Genomic DNA, 17,990 nt, shown 5'->3' with positions numbered 1-17,990 from the left:
TCAGAAGATAAAATGATAAAAAGGGGCGGCATATACCGCCCTTTTCTTTTTATTGTATTTTTAGCCCCATGAAACTAATGATCATCAATGGGCCCAATTTAAACTTGTTGGGCAAACGGGAACCCGAAGTCTACGGGAACACCACTTTTGAGGAATACTTTGCAGAATTGAAAAAAAAGTTCCCACAAGTGGAACTAGAGTACTTTCAATCCAATATAGAGGGGGAACTCATTCAAAAGATACAGGAAGTTGGGTTTGATTATGATGGTATTATTTTGAACGCTGCGGCCTATACCCATACCTCGGTAGGTATTGGCGATGCCATAAAAGCAGTGACCACTCCTGTTATTGAAGTGCATATTTCAAATACCCATCAACGGGAAGAATACCGCCATGTTTCGTACATATCCCCGGTGGCGAAAGGTGTCATTTTAGGCTTTGGGCTACAAAGCTATGACTTGGCCATCCAAAGTTTTTTAAGCTGAGGGACTCAAATATTTTTTATCCGCATAGAATGTCCCGAAGGGCAAAAGGGAAGCTACAAAAAGAATAATGAACCTTTTAATGCTCCATTTGTGTTCCCAACAAAACACAACGGCTACTACCACGTACAGTATGAAAAGAATTCCATGGGCATAACCAACAATCTTGTTGGGTTCGGGGATATCGGCCCAATGTTTTAATGGCATGGTCATGCCAAACAACAACAAATAGGAAATTCCCTCTAGAATAGCAGTGGCCCTGAAAAGTTTTAGCATAGTTTGGTTATAGGTGGATTACTTCATCATAGGCATCCGCAACCGCTTCCATAACCGCTTCGCTCATGGTAGGGTGTGGGTGAACGGCCTTCAGTACTTCATGTCCTGTAGTTTCCAATTTTCTGGCCACCACGGCTTCTGCGATCATATCCGTAACACCAACCCCGATCATGTGGCATCCCAGCCACTCACCATATTTGGCATCAAAAATCACTTTTACAAAGCCTTCAGGGGTCCCGGCAGCTTTGGCTTTTCCACTGACAGAAAATGGGAATTTGCCCACTTTTATATCGTATCCTTTTTCCTTGGCCTGTTTTTCGGTCAATCCAACGGAAGCCACTTCAGGAATGCAATAGGTACACCCTGGAATGTTGCCATAATCGAGCGGTTCCACATGCATGCCCGCAATTTTCTCAACACACAAAATACCCTCGGCGGAAGCTACGTGGGCCAGTGCCTGGCCTGGAGTAACATCACCAATCGCATAATAGCCGGGAATGTTGGTCTGATAGTAATCGTTCACCAAGATTTTGTCACGGTCAACAGCGATTCCAACATCTTCCAACCCAATGTTTTCAATATTGGTCTTGATGCCCACGGCTGAAAGCACAATATCAGCTTCCAGAACCTCTTCACCTTTTGATGTTTTTACGGTGGCCTTTACGCCATCACCGGAAGTGTCCACTTTGGTGACTTCCGCAGAGGTCATGATTTTTACACCAGCTTTTTTAAAACTGCGCTCCAATTGTTTGGAAACGTCCTCGTCCTCAACAGGAACAATATTGGGTAAATATTCCACCACGGTCACCTCGGTTCCCATGGAATTGTAGAAATAGGCAAATTCGATACCAATGGCACCACTACCTACCACGATCATTTTCTTGGGTTGTTTTTCAAGCGACATGGCCTCTCTGTAGCCAATCACTTTTTTACCATCTTGGGGTAGACTTGGTAATTCACGGCTTCGTGCGCCAGTGGCAATAATGATATGGTCAGCTGTATATTCGGCGGTATCGCCATGTTCTCCTTTTACCAACACTTTTTTGCCGGGCTGCACTTTTCCAAAGCCATTAAGGACTTCAATCTTGTTCTTTTTCATGAGGAATTGAACACCTTTGCTCATTCCTTCCGCTACACCACGGCTTCTTTTGACGACGGCACCAAAATCATGCTCCACATTTTCGGCACTCAAACCGTAATCCTCGGCATGCTTCAAATATTCAAAAACCTGAGCGGATTTTAAAAGGGCCTTGGTAGGGATGCACCCCCAATTGAGACAAACACCACCTAAACTTTCTTTCTCAACAAGGGCTGTTTTGAATCCAAGTTGTGAGGCTCTGATTGCGGTTACATATCCACCGGGACCACTTCCCAAAACGATTATATCGAACTTGCTCATTAGATCTTGATTTTTAGTTGTTCAGATTTGAAGCCTGCTTTAGAGCGGGCAGGTGCAAAAGTACGGAATTCAATTCCCAAATCCCAAGTCCAAGAAAGTCAAAAAGCACCCTTTTTTGTGAAATCAGTTTTTGTCCTTGCCAAACATCTTTTGATTAAAGGCATCGGAGTCTCCTTTTGGAATGGAAAGTGATTTCCAGCGGGTGCCTTTTAGCATTTTTCCGATAAAAACCAACTGCCCTACATGGCTGGCATAATGGGCCAATTGCCGATTAACGGCTTCAATTACGGTGTGCTCTTCATCCCTGATTTTGATTTTGGTATCAAAATTTGATGGATTGATGCTTTCCAAAGCATCAAACAGGCAGTTCCAGCCTTTTTCCCAAGCAACGATCATTTCATTTTTGGTGGCGTAGGGGGCTTCAAATTCCATTTCCCGGTCCCGCCACGGTTTTTCACCGTCCTCGGTCAAAAAATTGGTCCATCGGCTCAACATATTTCCCACCATATGTTTTACAATGATGGCAATGGAATTGTCCGTTTCTGAATAGGTCCGTTGGATATCATCATCGGTCAATTGGGCAAACGTATTGTCGCCCATGGTTTTATACCGATGAAACTCAAATTTTATATTGGAAAGATAGTTTTCTTGAAAGTTCATTCGGTGCTCTCTGGATCAAAGCCAATACTTACCGAGTTGATGCAATACCGTTGTCCGGTAGTTTCCCTCGGGCCATCGTTAAAAACATGTCCCAAATGACTTCCACAGTTGGCACAGCCGGTTTCGGTACGGATCATTCCATGTGTGGTATCCCTGATATATTCAATGGCACCTTCCACAGCTTGATCAAAAGAAGGCCATCCACAGCCGCTTTCAAACTTGTGTTCGCTTTCAAAAAGTTTGGCATTACAGGCTTTGCAGTGGTAGTCGCCATCTTCAAAATGCAGGTTGTACTGTCCAGTGAAGGGACGCTCCGTACCTTTCTGGCGCAACACATAGTATTCTTCTGGGGAGAGTTCTTTTTGCCACTCCTCCTCGGTTTTTTGAATATCGTATTTTTTGGTCATAGCGGCGTTTAGTGTAAGTTTTAGTCAGGGATAAAATCCAGTGCAACCCCGTTGATGCAGTGGCGTTTTCCGGTGGTTTCACTCGGACCATCGTTGAAAACATGCCCCAAATGCCCACCGCAGGTAGCACAATGTTCCTCGGTACGGGCCACTCCTATTTTATAGTCCACATCATAGGCGACATTGCCCTCAATTTCCCGGTCAAAACTGGGCCAACCCGTCCCGGATTTAAACTTGTGCTCACTTCGGAACACGGGCGTTCCACATCCAGCGCAAACATAGGTCCCTTTTTGTTTGTTGTCCAAAAGGTCACTGGTAAATGCATTTTCGGTGGCTGCCTTTCTAAGGACATAGTATTCCATGTCCGTAAGTTCGGCCTTCCATTCCGCATCGGTTTTGGTGACTTTGTAGGCAGTTTCTTTTTTGGTTTCCTTTTTCTCTTCTTGTGATGTGCCCTTACAGCCCACAAAGGCCAAAAGCACGATCAAAAGCAATTTTTTTCCCATTTCTTCTTCGTTTTATACAATAGACGTGGTTTTTAGCCTATCCTTTCAAAAATACCAAAAAAGAAAAGTCCCAGAGGAAACCTTTGGGACTTCTTGTATATGATTGAAAGAGATTTTAATTCAAATCAAGTTTCTGTACCTGATTTTCCTCAATGCCCAAAGCGGACATCACGTTTTCAATATTGGAGGTGTCCATTTTGGACGAATTGGCAAAAACACTGGGTACAAACACAATCCGGAAGATTTGGTCATCCGTAAAATCAGTGCTTATGGTAGAGAGATCAAAATTCCCCTCAATGAAAAGTTCCACGTCCACAAAAGTGTGTTCAAACACGTATTGTATGGTGCCTTCGGGAAGAAAGAAGTTTTGTGGAAGCTGGCTCCAAAGATCGGCATCGCTACCATCCTGTAAACCTACCGTACCGGCCCAACGATACACCAAAACGGCATCGGCTTCAAAAACTTCAAAGTCGGTGACATCGCTAAAATTGATCAAAGTACTGAAAAGGTTGGCATCGCCGTCATACCCAAAGTTGACGCCTTCCACTTCCACTACCTGCCCTTGGATGCCATCAGCTCCATCGAGACCGTCAAGTCCGTCAAATCCGGGAGGTCCCGGAGGTCCTGCTGGGCCTTCACAGGCAACGGTGAACAATACGAGCAATGCTCCGATAAAAATGTTGAATTTATTCATGATTTTGGATTTTGGATTTGTTTTCATTTTGTCTGTTTTTCAGTAAAAATCAAAAAGCATTCCATTTTTTCAAAAGAACTCAATTTTATTTGAAAGGAATGGCTGAAAATCGTATTCTTGGATAAAGATGTGTTATATTGTAAATGCTAAATATAGTTTATGTCCAAGGTAGTTACCCATAGTTTGTTTACTGAATTTGATATTAACCTTTTTAAGGCGGGAAAACATTTTCGGCTTTATGATAAATTGGGTTCCCACCTTACGGAAGTGGATGGGGTAAAGGGCACCTACTTTGCGGTTTGGGCCCCATCGGCCAAATCTGTTTCCGTAATCGGCGATTTTAATTACTGGAATGCCGGCGAGCATGAACTACATGTACGCTGGGATGCCAGCGGTATTTGGGAAGGCTTTATTCCCGGTGTGGACAAAGGAACCAAGTACAAATACAAGATCCAATCGCACAATAATGGTATCTGGACCGAAAAAGCCGACCCATTTGGCCGATTTTGTGAACAACCCCCCAATACAGCTTCATTGGTCTGGGATGCTCCATACAACTGGAAGGATGCAAAATGGATGGAGACCCGGGAGGAAAAAAATGGATTGGACAGACCCTATTCGGTCTATGAAGTGCATTTGAGCTCTTGGAAGAAGAAAAATGGGTGGGAATCCCTTACCTATCTTGAAATGGCTGACGAGTTGGTGGATTACGTTGATAAAATGGGATTCACCCATGTAGAGTTCATGCCGGTCATGGAATATCCATACGATCCCTCTTGGGGATACCAGATCACAGGATATTTTGCCCCAACGTCACGGTTTGGAAAACCAGAGGATTTTAAGGTGTTGGTGGACAAGTTCCACCAAAAAGGAATTGGGGTCATTTTGGATTGGGTGCCGTCCCATTTCCCGGAAGATGCCCACGGCCTTGGCTTTTTTGACGGGTCGCACCTCTACGAACACCCAGACCGAAGAAGGGGGTACCACCCTGATTGGAAAAGTTTGATTTTCAATTATGGAAGGAATGAGGTCAGGGCCTTTTTGATCAGTAATGCCATTTTTTGGCTGGACCAATACCACGTGGATGGACTTCGGGTGGATGCCGTGGCCTCCATGTTGTATCTGGATTATTCGCGTGAGGATGGCGAGTGGGAACCCAATATGTATGGCAACAATGAGAATTTGGAAGCCTTGTCGTTTCTTAGGGAGATGAACAAAGAAGTCTACGCCAGTTTTAAAGGCGTACAGACCATTGCGGAGGAATCAACGGCGTTCAATGGAGTTACCAAACCGGTACATTTTGGTGGACTGGGCTTTGGAATGAAATGGATGATGGGGTGGATGCACGATACCTTGGAATTCTTTAAAAAAGAACCGATACACCGATCCTACGACCTTAACGACATTACGTTTAGCATGACCTACGCCTTTACCGAAAACTTTATGTTGCCGTTTTCGCATGATGAGGTGGTCTACGGAAAACAATCCCTGCTCTACCGTATGCCAGGCGATGAATGGCAGCGTTTTGCCAACCTTAGACTTTTGTTTGGATATATGTTCACCCACCCCGGGGGCAACTTATTATTTATGGGGGGTGAGTTTGGACAATCCTCGGAGTGGAATTTTCAGGAAAGCTTAAATTGGCACCTTACGCAATACGATTTCCATGCTGGGATACAAGAAGTTATCAAGGATCTTAACAAGCTGTATAAAACCAATCCGGCATTGTACGAGAAACAATTCAATCCCGAAGGTTTTCAATGGATTGAGTACAACGATAGGGAGAATACGGTGGTCACTTACATTAGAAAGGGCAACAACCCCAAGGACGATTTGATCATAGCCTGTAATTTTACACCCGTACCCCGCGAAAATTATAGGGTTGGTGTCCCCAAGAGCACCCAACTGAAATTGGTTTTCAACAGTGACGATACCAAATATTCCGGTAGCGGTATGGGCAAGAAAACAATAAAACCGTCAAAAACAGCATGGAATGGACATCCACAATCGGTGGTGATGACATTGCCCCCTTTAGCGGTGGTCGTCTACAAATAATGGAGTCACTACATCGTTGTAGTTAGGTTGTTGTTCAAAACATCTTTTTAATTTGTCATGCTAAAGTATTTCTTTTGTCAGTCTGAATAGCCAGCTATGATTACCAACACGGAAATTGAAAAAAGAGGGAACCAACATCCCAATCATATAGTCGATTTCAAACAGGAAAACGACAAGCTATATTTTACAACACAGAATGGGGTAATTTTACAGATTACCATATTGCGCGATAGTGCAGTCCGATTCAGATATGCCACCGAATACGTCTTTGAGCCCGACTTTTCCTATGCCATCAGTGAAGATGTGAGTTTGGGTTACAACATACTTACCGTAAAGGAAGAAATCCCGGAATATGTCGTGACCACTTCCAAGATAAAGATCTATATCAGCAAAACAGACCTTAAGGTCCAGATTGCGGATTTGGAAGATACGGTGATTTTGGAAGATGAATTGGGCTTTCATTGGGAGGAGAATTACGATTACGGGGGCAATGTTGTAAAAATGAGCAAGACCTGCCATTCCGGTGAAAGTTATTACGGAATGGGAGATAAGGCTTCGCACACCAATTTAAAGGGCAAACGGGTAAACAATTGGGTAACCGATTCCTATGCTTATGGAAAGGATCAGGAACCTTTGTACAAGGCCATTCCTTTTTATGTAGGTCTCAAAGAAAGTATTGCCTACGGTGTATTTTTTGACAATTCTTTCAGTACCTATTTTGATTTTGCCAACGAGAAAAGAAATGTGACCAGTTTTTGGGCAGATGGGGGAGAGATGAACTATTACTTCTTCTATGGCCCAAAAATGAGCCAGGTGGTGGAAGCGTATACAGACTTGACCGGTGTGCCCGAACTTCCCCCGTTATGGGCACTGGGATTCCATCAATCCAAATGGAGCTATTACCCTGAGAGAAAGGTCAAGAAAATAGCCTCCACTTTTAGGAAACTGAAAATACCCTGCGATGCCATTTATTTGGATATCGATTACATGGAGGGGTTTCGATGCTTTACCTGGAACAATCGTTATTTCCCCAATCCCAAAAAAATGGTCGAGGAAATGGAAGAGGACGGCTTTAAGGTCATTACCATGATCGACCCCGGAATAAAAATAGATCGCGATTATTGGGTGTACCAGCAAGCCATGGACCATGGTTATTTCTGTAGACGGGCCGATGGCCCCCATTTTAAGGGAAAAGTTTGGCCGGGAGAATGCAAGTTCCCGGATTTCACCGACCCTGAAGTACGTGAATGGTGGGCGGGACTGTACAAAGAGATGATTGCCGATATGGGAGTAAGAGGCGTTTGGAACGACATGAACGAACCCGCCGTTATGGAGGTCCCTTCCAAGACTGCCAATCTGGATGTTCGCCATGATTATGATGGTCATCCTTGTAGCCATAGAAAAGCCCATAATGTGTATGGCATGCAAATGGTGCGTGCCACTTACGAGGGCATAAAAAAATTCACCTTTCCAAGAAGACCTTTTGTGCTTACCCGGGCCGCTTATTCCGGGACACAGCGCTATTGCGCCACATGGACAGGTGACAATGTGGCAACCTGGGAACATTTATGGATCGCCAACGTACAGATGCAACGTATGTGCATGAGTGGATATTCGTTTGTAGGTTCCGATATTGGAGGTTTTGCAGAGCAACCTAATGGAGAACTGTTTGCCAGATGGATGCAATTGGCCATTTTCCACCCATTTTGCCGGGTACATTCCAGTGGAGATCATGGGGATCAAGAGCCGTGGTCTTTTGGAGATGAAATAACAAACATTGTCAGGAAATATATCGAGTTAAGGTATCAGCTCTTGCCTTATTTGTATACCATGTTCTACAAGTATATAAAAGAAGGAACACCCATGCTTCAGTCGTTGGTTTTTTATGATCAAGAGGATACCCAGACCCATTTCAGGACCGATGAATTTTTATTTGGCGAGCAAATGTTGGTCTGTCCGGTTCAAGAGCCCAATGCGCATGGTAGAAGAATGTATTTCCCAAGGGGCAAGTGGTATAGCTATTGGACGGATGAGGTCATCACCGGAGGCTTGGAAAAATGGGTGCCCGCCGAAATCGAAAAGATACCATTGTTCGTTAAAGAAGGGGCCATGGTACCCAAATATCCCGTTCAACAATATGTGGGGGAAAAAGAAATCAAGGAATTGCGCATTGATGTCTACTACAAGGAAGGTTTGGAAAATTCCAGCGTATACGAAGATCAGCAAGACGGGTATGACTATAAGAAAGGACGTTTCAGCCTAAGAAACTTTAGGTTGCGCGGTAAGGAGAACGAATTGATCATCCAACAGTTCAAGGACGGTAATTTTATTACGCCCTATGATAAATTCCAACTTCATTTTCACGGTTTGCCATTTGACATCGGAATGGTGGAACTGGACAATGAAGAGGTTGATCCAAAGGACATTAAATTGAACGGGGGCAACTCCATTGAGGTAAGTAAGGATTTTACGGAGCTCCATATTTTTGGAAAATAATTTTGTAAATTTCCTAAAGCTAAACACTATTAAAACTTAGGTATGAAAAGGTTGATTTTGGTAATTGCGGTGTTCTTGGCCGTGGCCGCATGCAAAACAAATCCGTTTACGGGGAAAAGTACGCTCAATTTTTATCCCAATAGTCAAATTTTTCCCATGGCATTTGCCCAATATGATGAATTTTTGGGTGATAATAAAGTAATAACAGGAACATCCGATGCCCAAATGATCACAAGAGTGGGGCAGCGAATTGCTTCAGCAGCGGAACGATGGCTTGATGCCAATGGATATCCGGGCTATTTAAAGGATTATAAATGGGAGTACAATTTGGTGGATGATGAGACGGTGAACGCTTGGTGTATGCCCGGTGGTAAAATTGTTTTCTATACCGGTATTTTGCCCATAACCCAAAATGAAGCCGGGATTGCAGTGGTCATGGGGCATGAAGTGGCCCACGCCTTGGCCGATCATGGGGCGCAGCGTATGAGCGCAGGAATGCTGCAACAAATTGGGGCAGTGGCAGGCAATGTGGCCATCCAAGATCCAGAGAAAAGAAATATGTTCAACCAAGCCTATGGATTGGGCTCAACCGTTGGGGTAATGTTGCCTTTTAGCAGAAGCCACGAGACAGAGGCAGACCGGATTGGGTTGCAGATCATGGCCATTGCAGGCTATAACCCCGATGAGGCAGCGAAGCTTTGGCAACGCATGAAAGCCCAATCAGGGGGGCAGACACCGCCCGAATTTTTGAGCACACACCCTTCAAATGATACCCGTATCAGTAATTTAACGGCTTGGGCACCGGCCGCAAAACAAGAAGCCCGTAAATTTGGGGTAACATCATTCAAATAAATTGGGATTTAACAAAACCAAAAATGTCATTTTGAGCCAGCGTGAAATTTATTTTCATTAAAAGTTCAAAATGACATTTTCATTTTAACCAACCACCATGGCACAAGTACTGGCACTAAAAGGAAGTAAAAAACTATTGAATGCTTGGGCGTTTTACGATTGGGCCAACTCGGTCTACAGTTTGGTCATTTCCTCAGCGGTCTTTCCTATTTTTTATGGCGCTTTATTTCGTGTGGCCGGTATTGAAAAAGTAACCGTATTTGGCGGGGAAATAGCCCGGGCCCCCTTGATCAGCTATGTAACATCCTTGGCCTTTGTCTTTATTGCCGTAGTGACCCCTCTGGTATCTGGGATTGCAGATTATATGGGAAACAAGAAGATTTTTCTCAAATTTTTCTGCTATTTGGGGGCACTTTCCTGCATTGGTCTGTATTGGTTCTCTTTGGAGAACATCTATTTTGGGTTGATATGTTATTTCTTTGGTTTGGTCGGGTTTTGGGTCAGTTTTGCCATTAATAATTCGTATTTGCCGGATATTGCCTATCCCGAGCAGCAAGATGGCATCAGTGCCAAAGGCTTTTCTTTGGGGTACGTTGGCAGTGTAATTTTATTGGTGTTCAACTTGGCCATGGTGATGCAGCCCGATACCTTTGGTATTACCGATAGTGGGGGAGAGGTAGCCGAAATCAAGGCCATGAAATACTCTTTCATTTCTGTTGGAATTTGGTGGATTCTTTTCAGTCAATACACCTTTGCCCATCTACCCAAAGGGTATAAACGTGAAGGAGAACGAAAAAACATCATTCTGAATGGCTTTCGTGAACTCAAAAGTGTTTGGAAACAACTGGAATCTGAAACCCGATTAAAACAGTATTTGGTCGCTTTTTTTGTATACAGCATGGCGGTACAGACCATTATGCTGATCGCCACCTATTTTGGCGAAGAAGAAATAGCCTGGGGGTCAGATACTGAACGAACCACGGGACTGATCATAAGCATCTTGGTCATTCAAATTGTGGCCATTTTGGGAGCGACACTTACGGCAAAGGCCTCCAGTAGTTATGGAAACATCAGGACCTTGATCGTCATAAATTGTATTTGGGTAATGCTGTGTGTATATGCCTACTTTTTACAGACACCAACGGATTTTTATATTGCCGCAGGTTTTGTGGGGCTTGTTATGGGTGGTATTCAGGCCCTGTCACGATCTACCTATTCCAAATTTTTACCGGAGACCACCGATACCACCTCATTCTTCAGTTTTTATGATGTGGCGGAAAAAATAGGGATCATCATCGGTACGTTCCTGTACGGTGCGGTGGCGCAACTTACTGGAAGTATGCGGAACAGCACCATCTTTTTAGGACTTTTCTTTTTGGCGGGAATATTTCTTTTGGCCAGGGTGAACAATAAAGAATAGGATATAAAAAAAAGCCCCGGCTGCTTACCGAGGCTTTTCGTTTTTTGATTGGTAGTGATAAACTCCTTTTATCCTCTGGTAATATCTCCAGAACCCGAGGATTTACTGTTGATTTTCTTTGGATTGCCACGGTAATGGATGTCCCCGGACCCAGAGACCCGGGCATCTATGGATTGGTTGGCGGTGACTTTGATGTCGGCAGATCCTGATACCGCAGCGGTTACGTGTTCAGCCTCTAATTCATAGGCCTTAATATCGCCAGACCCTGACACCTGTACATCAAAATCGGTGGTCCTTCCTGAAAGGGTAATGTCTCCAGATCCAGATAGAGCGGCTTCTACACGTTCCGCCTCAACCATAAGAGCCATGTCGCCAGACCCTGCAATGCGAGCACTAAAGCTGTTGGATTTGATTGTGGTTTGCCCTGCAATATCACCAGAGCCGGAGAGGGAGACTTCGCTAATGGACTCAACGGGAACGGTAATATGGATTCCCTTGCCCCAGCTTGAGGGTCTGAGATTGACCCCTTTTTCAACCTTTATTACCAAGGTTCCGTTTTTCACCTCTGTCTTTACATATTCCAAAAGATTGGATTCGCCTTCCAGAGTGAGTTCACCTTCTTTTCCACCTACCAAATCAACATCGAACCAACCGGCCAGTGCTACGCCGTCGTAATCGCCAACCGAACGCTCTATGGTTACAACATTGCCATCTCCCTTAATTCTTTTGCCCCATTGGGCATTGGTTATGGCCACAGTGCAGAGTGCCAAGGCCATTGTGATAATTTTTTTCATGATCTTGTGTTTGTTTTTTGATATGATTCAGTTTTTATAAAATGTAATGCCTCCGTAGTCTGTGGTGATGCTTACCCTATTGCCGGAGTTTTCTTTTCCGTAATACCCTTTGTAATATTTTTCACTGTTTTTTTCCTTGCTGATGCTGATTTCAAAATCGTCCTTTCCGCTTACCCCGGCATATTCCGCAATAATTTCAAAATCAAAGTAGTACTCAGGATGATACCCGATTTTTATCCCGGTGTAGTCTGTTCTGATCTCCACATTCCCGGCATCTGGGGCCAATTGGTCAATTCGTAGTGAACCATAATCACTGGATATGCTAACGTTGCCGTGTACCGTTCCCAGTTTCACGCCGATGTAATCCCCAGTTCCATTCACATTTTTTACGTTATGGGCCTCAAGGGAACCATAATCGCTGGTGTATTCCAAATTATCCATTTCCTCGATCACGGCGTTGGTATAATCTGCCTTTATAGTGAGGTTTCCAGCTTTTTCAATAGTAAAACCGGAATAATCGGCTACAATTTCCCCACTATTTATATAGCCAAAATGAGATTTAGAGGTATAATCGAACTTAAGCTCATTGTTTCGTCCGCGAAGTTCCCCGGCATCAATTTTACCATAGTCGCATTTAATTTTGGCATGGCCGTCAATACGGTCCAAAAAGATGCTTCCATAGTCATTGCTGAGGTTAATATTGTTTTTCACCGGCAGTTTGATCGTGTAGTTTACCTGTACATTGATGTTCCTGTGTTTGCCCCAGTTCCATCCCCAACTATTGCCGCGGTCTCCAAAAAGGGTTCTGGCGGACACCATACCGGGGTTGTTCTCAAAATCAACATCAATCTCGTTCAAACGTTCCTGTACACGATCTTCATCATTGCCATTGGCCTTGATGTGCACCTCGATCACAACCCTATTTTCGTTCCAGGAGGTGATGTTGAGGTTGCCATAGCTGTTGTCCACCTTGAACAACGCATCGGAATTTACATTGAAATCCCGCTTTATGGTTTTCTCCTTGGTATACTTGCCATCCATACCATCGGTATGTGCGCTCAGCGTAAGGGGTAGGAGCGTTAAGGCCAAAAGGAAACTTTTATATAGTAATGTTTTCATCATTGTATGATTTTAAATTTTTAATATTTTCTACTTGGCTCAAAACATCTTTTAAAAGATCGATTCGGGTCTGGAAATTGAAGATCATGGCGTTTAGGATGATTTTACTGTCACCACCGTTGACAAGATCCCGCTCCAAGCTTTTATAATCCTTTTCCAACTTTTTCAATTGCAACAAGGTGTCATCCACCAATTGTGCTGTTTCAGGTGATTTTTGGTTCTTTAACAGGGTTACCTGCTCTTCAATCAGGTTGGCAAAGTAGAACTCGGTTTGGGACACTTCCGGGGAAATTTCAACAACCTGTTGCTCCAGACTCTGGCCCGTGCCCAAATATTGGAAGGCCAGTATACCAACGACAGCAATAGAGACGGCAATGGACAGGGATTTCCACCAGCTTGTCTTTTTCCTGTGGATGGAAACAGTGCCACTGGATTGGTTCAGCTTCTCCAAGAAGCGGTCTTGGTGCCCCGGTTGTGGTTCTTCAAGGTCAAACTGCCCTTGAAGCCTGTCAAACAATTGATCTAATTTATCTTCCTTCATGATCAAATACTTAATGTCAATTTTTTTCTAAGGCTTTCCTTGGCCCTGGAAATTGTAGTTCTGCAATTGGCATAACTAATGTTCATTATTTCACTTATTTCTTCGTAATCGTATCCTTCAATTAAATGTAAGGTCAAAGAAACTCTGTAGTTGTCTTTCAAACTTTTCATGGTCTCCATCACTTTTTGAGCCTTCAGTTCCGTAAAACCATTCTGATTCAAATCAACTTCATCATTATCTTCGACCTTGTACATTATTTCATCCAAGTCCACAGCCCTTCTTTTTTGCTGTTTTTTGTAATGATGGATACTGTTGTTGATCACAATCCGCTTCAACCATGCGCCAAAGGCAACCTCCCCTTTAAATGTGTGCAGTTTCGTAAACGCGTTCAAAAACGATTCCTGCATTACATCTTCTGCTTCGGCGGAGTCTTTTACAATCCGAAACGCTGTGTTGTACATAGCTTTGTAATAGCGATTGTAAACCTCCAACTGTGCACTTTGTTTTCCCTGCATGCACGATCTTAGCAGTGCATCAATATGTTCATTTTGGTGGCTCAAAAAATGATTGATTTGTCTTATAGAGGGGTGAATTTATCAATTGTTACACTTTTTTCTTAAAATTTAAATTTTAATCAAAAAGAATTCCTCACAGCTTACTGCGAGGTTTCCGATGAAATTGTCATTCCCGTGAAAGGGAATCTGAATAAAAGAATTTCGGTTTTGACCTATTGATCAAAATGAAACTAGCATATTGCTCCTTCACTTGATATGGGGATAGTTAGTTTCAAGAAATTCTTTTATTGGCATAGGAATTGCCTTCTTATGGGTGTAAATAAGCCCAATACCCCTTGCGTATATTGATTTTGAGGGAGTTGTAATGGCTTTTGGTTTAATATAATAAGGTCGAATTTTGTTGTTTCTGACAAAATGACCGATATGACGATATGGGAAACATGAAAATATCAAGTTTTGACAATATAGATTTTCAAGGCCTGGATGAGGATGCGGAGCTGATACCGTTGCTCACGCCGGAAGATGAAGAACAAATGAACAAAGAGAGCCTACCACAGGTTCTGCCAATATTACCGTTACGAAACACGGTACTTTTTCCGGGAGTGGTGATACCCATCACGGCCGGGAGGGATAAATCCATCAACCTGATCAAGGATGCCAATAATGGCTCCAAGACCATTGGTGTGGTCTCCCAAAAAGATGAGGAAACCGAAAATCCTGGGGTGGACGATATCAATACCTTGGGTACCGTTGCCCGGATCTTACGGGTGCTTCAAATGCCCGATGGGAACACTACCGTCATCATTCAGGGAAAAAAACGGTTTCAGATTGAAAGCATCGTTTCCGAAAAACCATATTTAACGGCTACAGTAAAGGAGGCAAAAGAAATTCGGCCCGATGAAACAGGTGAGGAATTTGAGGCCATTATTGACTCTATTAAGGAGTTGGCCTTTAAGATCATTAAGGATAACCCCAATATTCCAAGTGAGGCCACATTTGCTATAAGGAATATTCAGAGCAATTCGTTCCTGATCAATTTTGTGTCCTCCAACCTTAACCTGAGTGTTGCCGAGAAACAGCAACTTTTGGAAATTCCCAACTTGCAGGAACGCGCCTTGACCACCCTGCGGTACATGAACATGGAACTGCAACGGTTGGAACTGAAAAATGACATCCAGTCCAAGGTACGAAGTGACATGGACCAGCAACAGCGGGAATATTTCCTCCACCAGCAGATGAAGACCATCCAGGAAGAGCTGGGCGGCATGTCTTACGAGCAGGAAGTGGATGAAATGCGCGAGCGCGCCAAAAAGAAAAAATGGAGCAAGAAAGTTGAGGAGCATTTTGAGCGAGAGCTTGGCAAAATGCAGCGTATGAATCCCCAAGTCGCCGAGTATTCCATTCAGCGTAACTATTTGGATTTGATTTTGGATTTGCCTTGGAACGAATATTCAAAGGATAAATTCGACCTAAAACGCGCCGAACAAATCTTGGATCGAGATCATTATGGACTTGAAGATGTAAAACGAAGGATCATTGAGTACTTGGCCGTACTGAAGCTACGGAACGATATGAAATCGCCCATCCTTTGTCTGTATGGCCCTCCTGGGGTTGGTAAAACTTCCTTGGGGAAATCGGTGGCCGAAGCCTTGGGCAGGGAATACGTGCGTATGTCCCTGGGTGGATTGCGTGACGAAGCCGAAATCCGCGGACACCGAAAAACCTATATCGGTGCCATGCCCGGGCGAATTGTACAGAGCTTGAAAAAAGCAGGCACGTCCAATCCCGTTTTCATCTTGGACGAGATCGATAAATTGTCCAACAGCCATCAGGGAGACCCATCTTCTGCCATGTTGGAGGTTTTGGACCCTGAACAGAACAGTGACTTCCATGACAATTTCTTGGAAATGGGCTATGATCTGTCCAAAGTGATGTTCATTGCCACGGCCAATAACCTGTCCACCATCCAACCCGCCCTTCGGGATCGGATGGAAATCATCAATGTAACGGGCTATACCATCGAGGAAAAAGTGGAGATTGCCAAACGGCACCTGCTTCCAAAACAATTAAAGGAACACGGCCTTTCCGCTAAAGATTTAAAAATTGGCAAGCGTCAGTTGGAGAAAATCGTGGAAGGCTATACTCGGGAATCTGGAGTGCGTGGCTTGGAGAAACAAATTGCCAAAGTGGTTCGTTTTGCCGCCAAATCCATTGCGATGGAGGAGGAGTACAACATCAAGATCACCAATGAGGATATTGAAAAAATCCTCGGTCCGGCCCGATTGGAGCGAGACAAGTATGAGCACAACGAAGTCGCCGGTGTGGTCACCGGACTGGCTTGGACCAGTGTGGGAGGCGATATTCTGTTTATCGAGTCCATTCTTTCCAAAGGAAAAGGAACCCTTAATATTACGGGTAACCTTGGAAAAGTGATGAAGGAATCCGCCACCATTGCCATGGAATATATCAAATCCAATGCCGATACCTTTGGTATTGACCCAGAAGTGTTCGACAAATACAATGTGCATATTCACGTGCCCGAAGGTGCCACACCCAAAGATGGGCCCAGTGCGGGGATCACCATGCTGACGTCTTTGGTGTCCCTGTTCACACAACGTAAGGTGAAGAAAAGTGTGGCCATGACCGGGGAGATCACCCTTCGGGGCAAAGTGTTGCCCGTGGGGGGAATCAAAGAGAAGATTTTGGCCGCAAAACGTGCCCGAATCAAGGAAATTATTCTCTGCGCGGACAATCGCAAGGACATTGAGGAAATTAAGGAGGAATATCTGAAAGGATTGACGTTCCACTACGTGACCGATATGAGCGAGGTGATTGACATTGCCGTTACGGACAGAAAAGTGAAAAACGCCAAGACCCTATAATTTTTTTGATAAAATATGCATTAAGAAAGGATCCCTTGTGAGCTTGCACTCAGTGAAGTCGAAGTGGGAAATTCGGGGCGTTATTCCTATTTTTAACCAATGGGAAAAATCACAATTGCCGTTGATGGCTATTCTTCAACTGGAAAAAGTACGATAGCAAAGCGTTTGGCCGCAGCCTTAAACTATGTTTATGTGGACACTGGGGCCATGTACCGGGCCGTTACCCTTTATGCTTTGGACAATGGGTTTATCGGGACTCAGGATGACATTCCTGCCTTGGTGAAACAGTTGCCAAAAATCAAACTAAAGTTTGTGCCGAACAAAGAAACAGGTCGTTCTGAAATGTTTTTGAACGGAGAAAACGTGGAGCAGGAAATCCGGACGATGCGGGTTTCCCGGCAGGTGAGTAAGGTGGCATCGATTGGTGAGGTAAGGACCAAACTGGTGGAAATGCAGCAAAAAATGGGCAAGGACAAGGGCATTGTCATGGACGGCAGGGATATTGGCACGGTGGTTTTTCCGGATGCCGAACTGAAATTGTTTATGACCGCCTCTCCAGAAATCAGGGCCACCCGGCGCTATAAAGAATTGTTGGACAAAGGGGAGAAGGTCACTTTTGCCGAAGTGTTGAAAAATGTGGAGGAACGGGACCGGATAGATTCCACCCGCACCATCTCACCCTTGCGCAAGGCCAAGGATGCCATTGAGTTTGACAATGGCGATATGGGATTGGAAGAACAGTTTGAGCGTATCCATGAGTTTGCCAAACGGGTGATTGCGAGGGAGGGGTGATAAGGGGTAGAGTTCTTAATGGTATTAATCTATACAAATTAATTACTGCTTTTTAGTTCTAGGTATTCATTAAATTTTAGAGTATATACTTGAATTCTTC

The 17,990-nt window shown here is 44.1% G+C and carries 17 protein-coding genes; 7 read left to right on the top strand and 10 right to left on the bottom strand.

Translation table 11 applies throughout. From position 1 onward, the window contains the following. Window positions 1–68: 68 nt before the first annotated feature. A complete protein-coding gene (aroQ, locus tag A7D14_RS16735; protein ID WP_067037197.1) occupies window positions 69–485 on the top strand; it encodes a type II 3-dehydroquinate dehydratase in 417 nt (138 codons plus the stop codon). On the opposite strand, the gene A7D14_RS16730 is transcribed toward aroQ, so the two are convergent. From A7D14_RS16730 to A7D14_RS16705, 6 genes are all read right to left on the bottom strand, one after another. Continuing rightward, window positions 477–758 carry a DUF3817 domain-containing protein gene (locus A7D14_RS16730; RefSeq protein ID WP_067037196.1) on the bottom strand — a complete coding sequence of 94 codons (282 nt, stop codon included), beginning with the start codon at window positions 756–758 and terminating at the stop codon, window positions 477–479. The genes aroQ and A7D14_RS16730 overlap by 9 nt on opposite strands. A gap of 7 nt (window positions 759–765) precedes the next feature. After that, complete coding sequence (gene lpdA, locus A7D14_RS16725; RefSeq protein ID WP_067037195.1) at window positions 766–2,157, bottom strand: dihydrolipoyl dehydrogenase; 1,392 nt, start codon at window positions 2,155–2,157, stop codon at window positions 766–768. Window positions 2,158–2,280: 123 nt separating this feature from the next. After that, window positions 2,281–2,817, bottom strand: a complete 537-nt coding sequence (locus A7D14_RS16720; protein WP_067037194.1) for a DUF1572 family protein — start codon at window positions 2,815–2,817, stop codon at window positions 2,281–2,283. Next, entirely contained in the window at window positions 2,814–3,224 is a 411-nt protein-coding gene (gene msrB / locus A7D14_RS16715; protein ID WP_067037193.1) for a peptide-methionine (R)-S-oxide reductase MsrB, read from the bottom strand. The genes A7D14_RS16720 and msrB (A7D14_RS16715) overlap by 4 nt, the downstream gene beginning before the upstream one ends. Window positions 3,225–3,244: 20 nt before the next feature. Further along, window positions 3,245–3,730, bottom strand: coding sequence for a peptide-methionine (R)-S-oxide reductase MsrB (gene msrB / locus A7D14_RS16710; RefSeq protein WP_067037191.1), 486 nt, complete (start codon window positions 3,728–3,730; stop codon window positions 3,245–3,247). Between the two features lie 115 nt (window positions 3,731–3,845). Further along, window positions 3,846–4,451, bottom strand: coding sequence for a collagen-like protein (locus tag A7D14_RS16705; protein ID WP_255307482.1), 606 nt, complete (start codon window positions 4,449–4,451; stop codon window positions 3,846–3,848). A 132-nt stretch (window positions 4,452–4,583) separates the two neighbouring features. On the opposite strand from A7D14_RS16705, the gene glgB reads away from it, so the two are divergent. From glgB to A7D14_RS16685, 4 genes are all read left to right on the top strand, one after another. Next, window positions 4,584–6,479 (top strand): 1,4-alpha-glucan branching protein GlgB, encoded by a 1,896-nt coding sequence (glgB, locus tag A7D14_RS16700; protein ID WP_067037189.1) that lies wholly within the window; start codon window positions 4,584–4,586, stop codon window positions 6,477–6,479. A gap of 96 nt (window positions 6,480–6,575) precedes the next feature. Continuing rightward, the gene (locus A7D14_RS16695; RefSeq protein ID WP_067037188.1) at window positions 6,576–8,975 is read left to right on the top strand and encodes a glycoside hydrolase family 31 protein; all 2,400 of its coding nucleotides are present in this window, start codon (window positions 6,576–6,578) and stop codon (window positions 8,973–8,975) included. Between the two features lie 42 nt (window positions 8,976–9,017). Next, window positions 9,018–9,827, top strand: a complete 810-nt coding sequence (locus A7D14_RS16690; protein WP_067037187.1) for a M48 family metallopeptidase — start codon at window positions 9,018–9,020, stop codon at window positions 9,825–9,827. 97 nt (window positions 9,828–9,924) lie between these two features. Then, entirely contained in the window at window positions 9,925–11,247 is a 1,323-nt protein-coding gene (locus A7D14_RS16685; protein ID WP_067037185.1) for an MFS transporter, read from the top strand. A 68-nt stretch (window positions 11,248–11,315) separates the two neighbouring features. Here the strand turns inward: A7D14_RS16685 and A7D14_RS16680 are convergent, their stop codons facing one another. From A7D14_RS16680 to A7D14_RS16665, 4 genes are read right to left on the bottom strand one after another with little or no spacing between them, the layout of a single operon-like run. Then, complete coding sequence (locus A7D14_RS16680; protein WP_067037183.1) at window positions 11,316–12,041, bottom strand: head GIN domain-containing protein; 726 nt, start codon at window positions 12,039–12,041, stop codon at window positions 11,316–11,318. A gap of 27 nt (window positions 12,042–12,068) precedes the next feature. Continuing rightward, window positions 12,069–13,160 (bottom strand): hypothetical protein, encoded by a 1,092-nt coding sequence (locus A7D14_RS16675; RefSeq protein ID WP_067037181.1) that lies wholly within the window; start codon window positions 13,158–13,160, stop codon window positions 12,069–12,071. Continuing rightward, window positions 13,141–13,701, bottom strand: a complete 561-nt coding sequence (locus tag A7D14_RS16670) for a hypothetical protein (protein WP_067037180.1) — start codon at window positions 13,699–13,701, stop codon at window positions 13,141–13,143. The genes A7D14_RS16675 and A7D14_RS16670 overlap by 20 nt, the downstream gene beginning before the upstream one ends. 2 nt (window positions 13,702–13,703) lie before the next feature. Then, window positions 13,704–14,261 (bottom strand): RNA polymerase sigma factor, encoded by a 558-nt coding sequence (locus A7D14_RS16665; protein ID WP_067037179.1) that lies wholly within the window; start codon window positions 14,259–14,261, stop codon window positions 13,704–13,706. Between the two features lie 386 nt (window positions 14,262–14,647). On the opposite strand from A7D14_RS16665, the gene lon reads away from it, so the two are divergent. Next, the gene (gene lon, locus A7D14_RS16660; protein ID WP_067037178.1) at window positions 14,648–17,098 is read left to right on the top strand and encodes an endopeptidase La; all 2,451 of its coding nucleotides are present in this window, start codon (window positions 14,648–14,650) and stop codon (window positions 17,096–17,098) included. Window positions 17,099–17,197: 99 nt separating this feature from the next. Beyond that, window positions 17,198–17,890 (top strand): (d)CMP kinase, encoded by a 693-nt coding sequence (gene cmk, locus A7D14_RS16655; RefSeq protein ID WP_067037177.1) that lies wholly within the window; start codon window positions 17,198–17,200, stop codon window positions 17,888–17,890. Window positions 17,891–17,990: the final 100 nt, after the last annotated feature.

Source organism: Allomuricauda sp. CP2A (genome assembly GCF_001683915.1).
Taxonomy (GTDB): Bacteria; Bacteroidota; Bacteroidia; order Flavobacteriales; family Flavobacteriaceae; genus Flagellimonas.
Note: the sequence above shows the minus strand (reverse complement) of the source record. Positions and strands in the feature narration are given on the sequence as shown.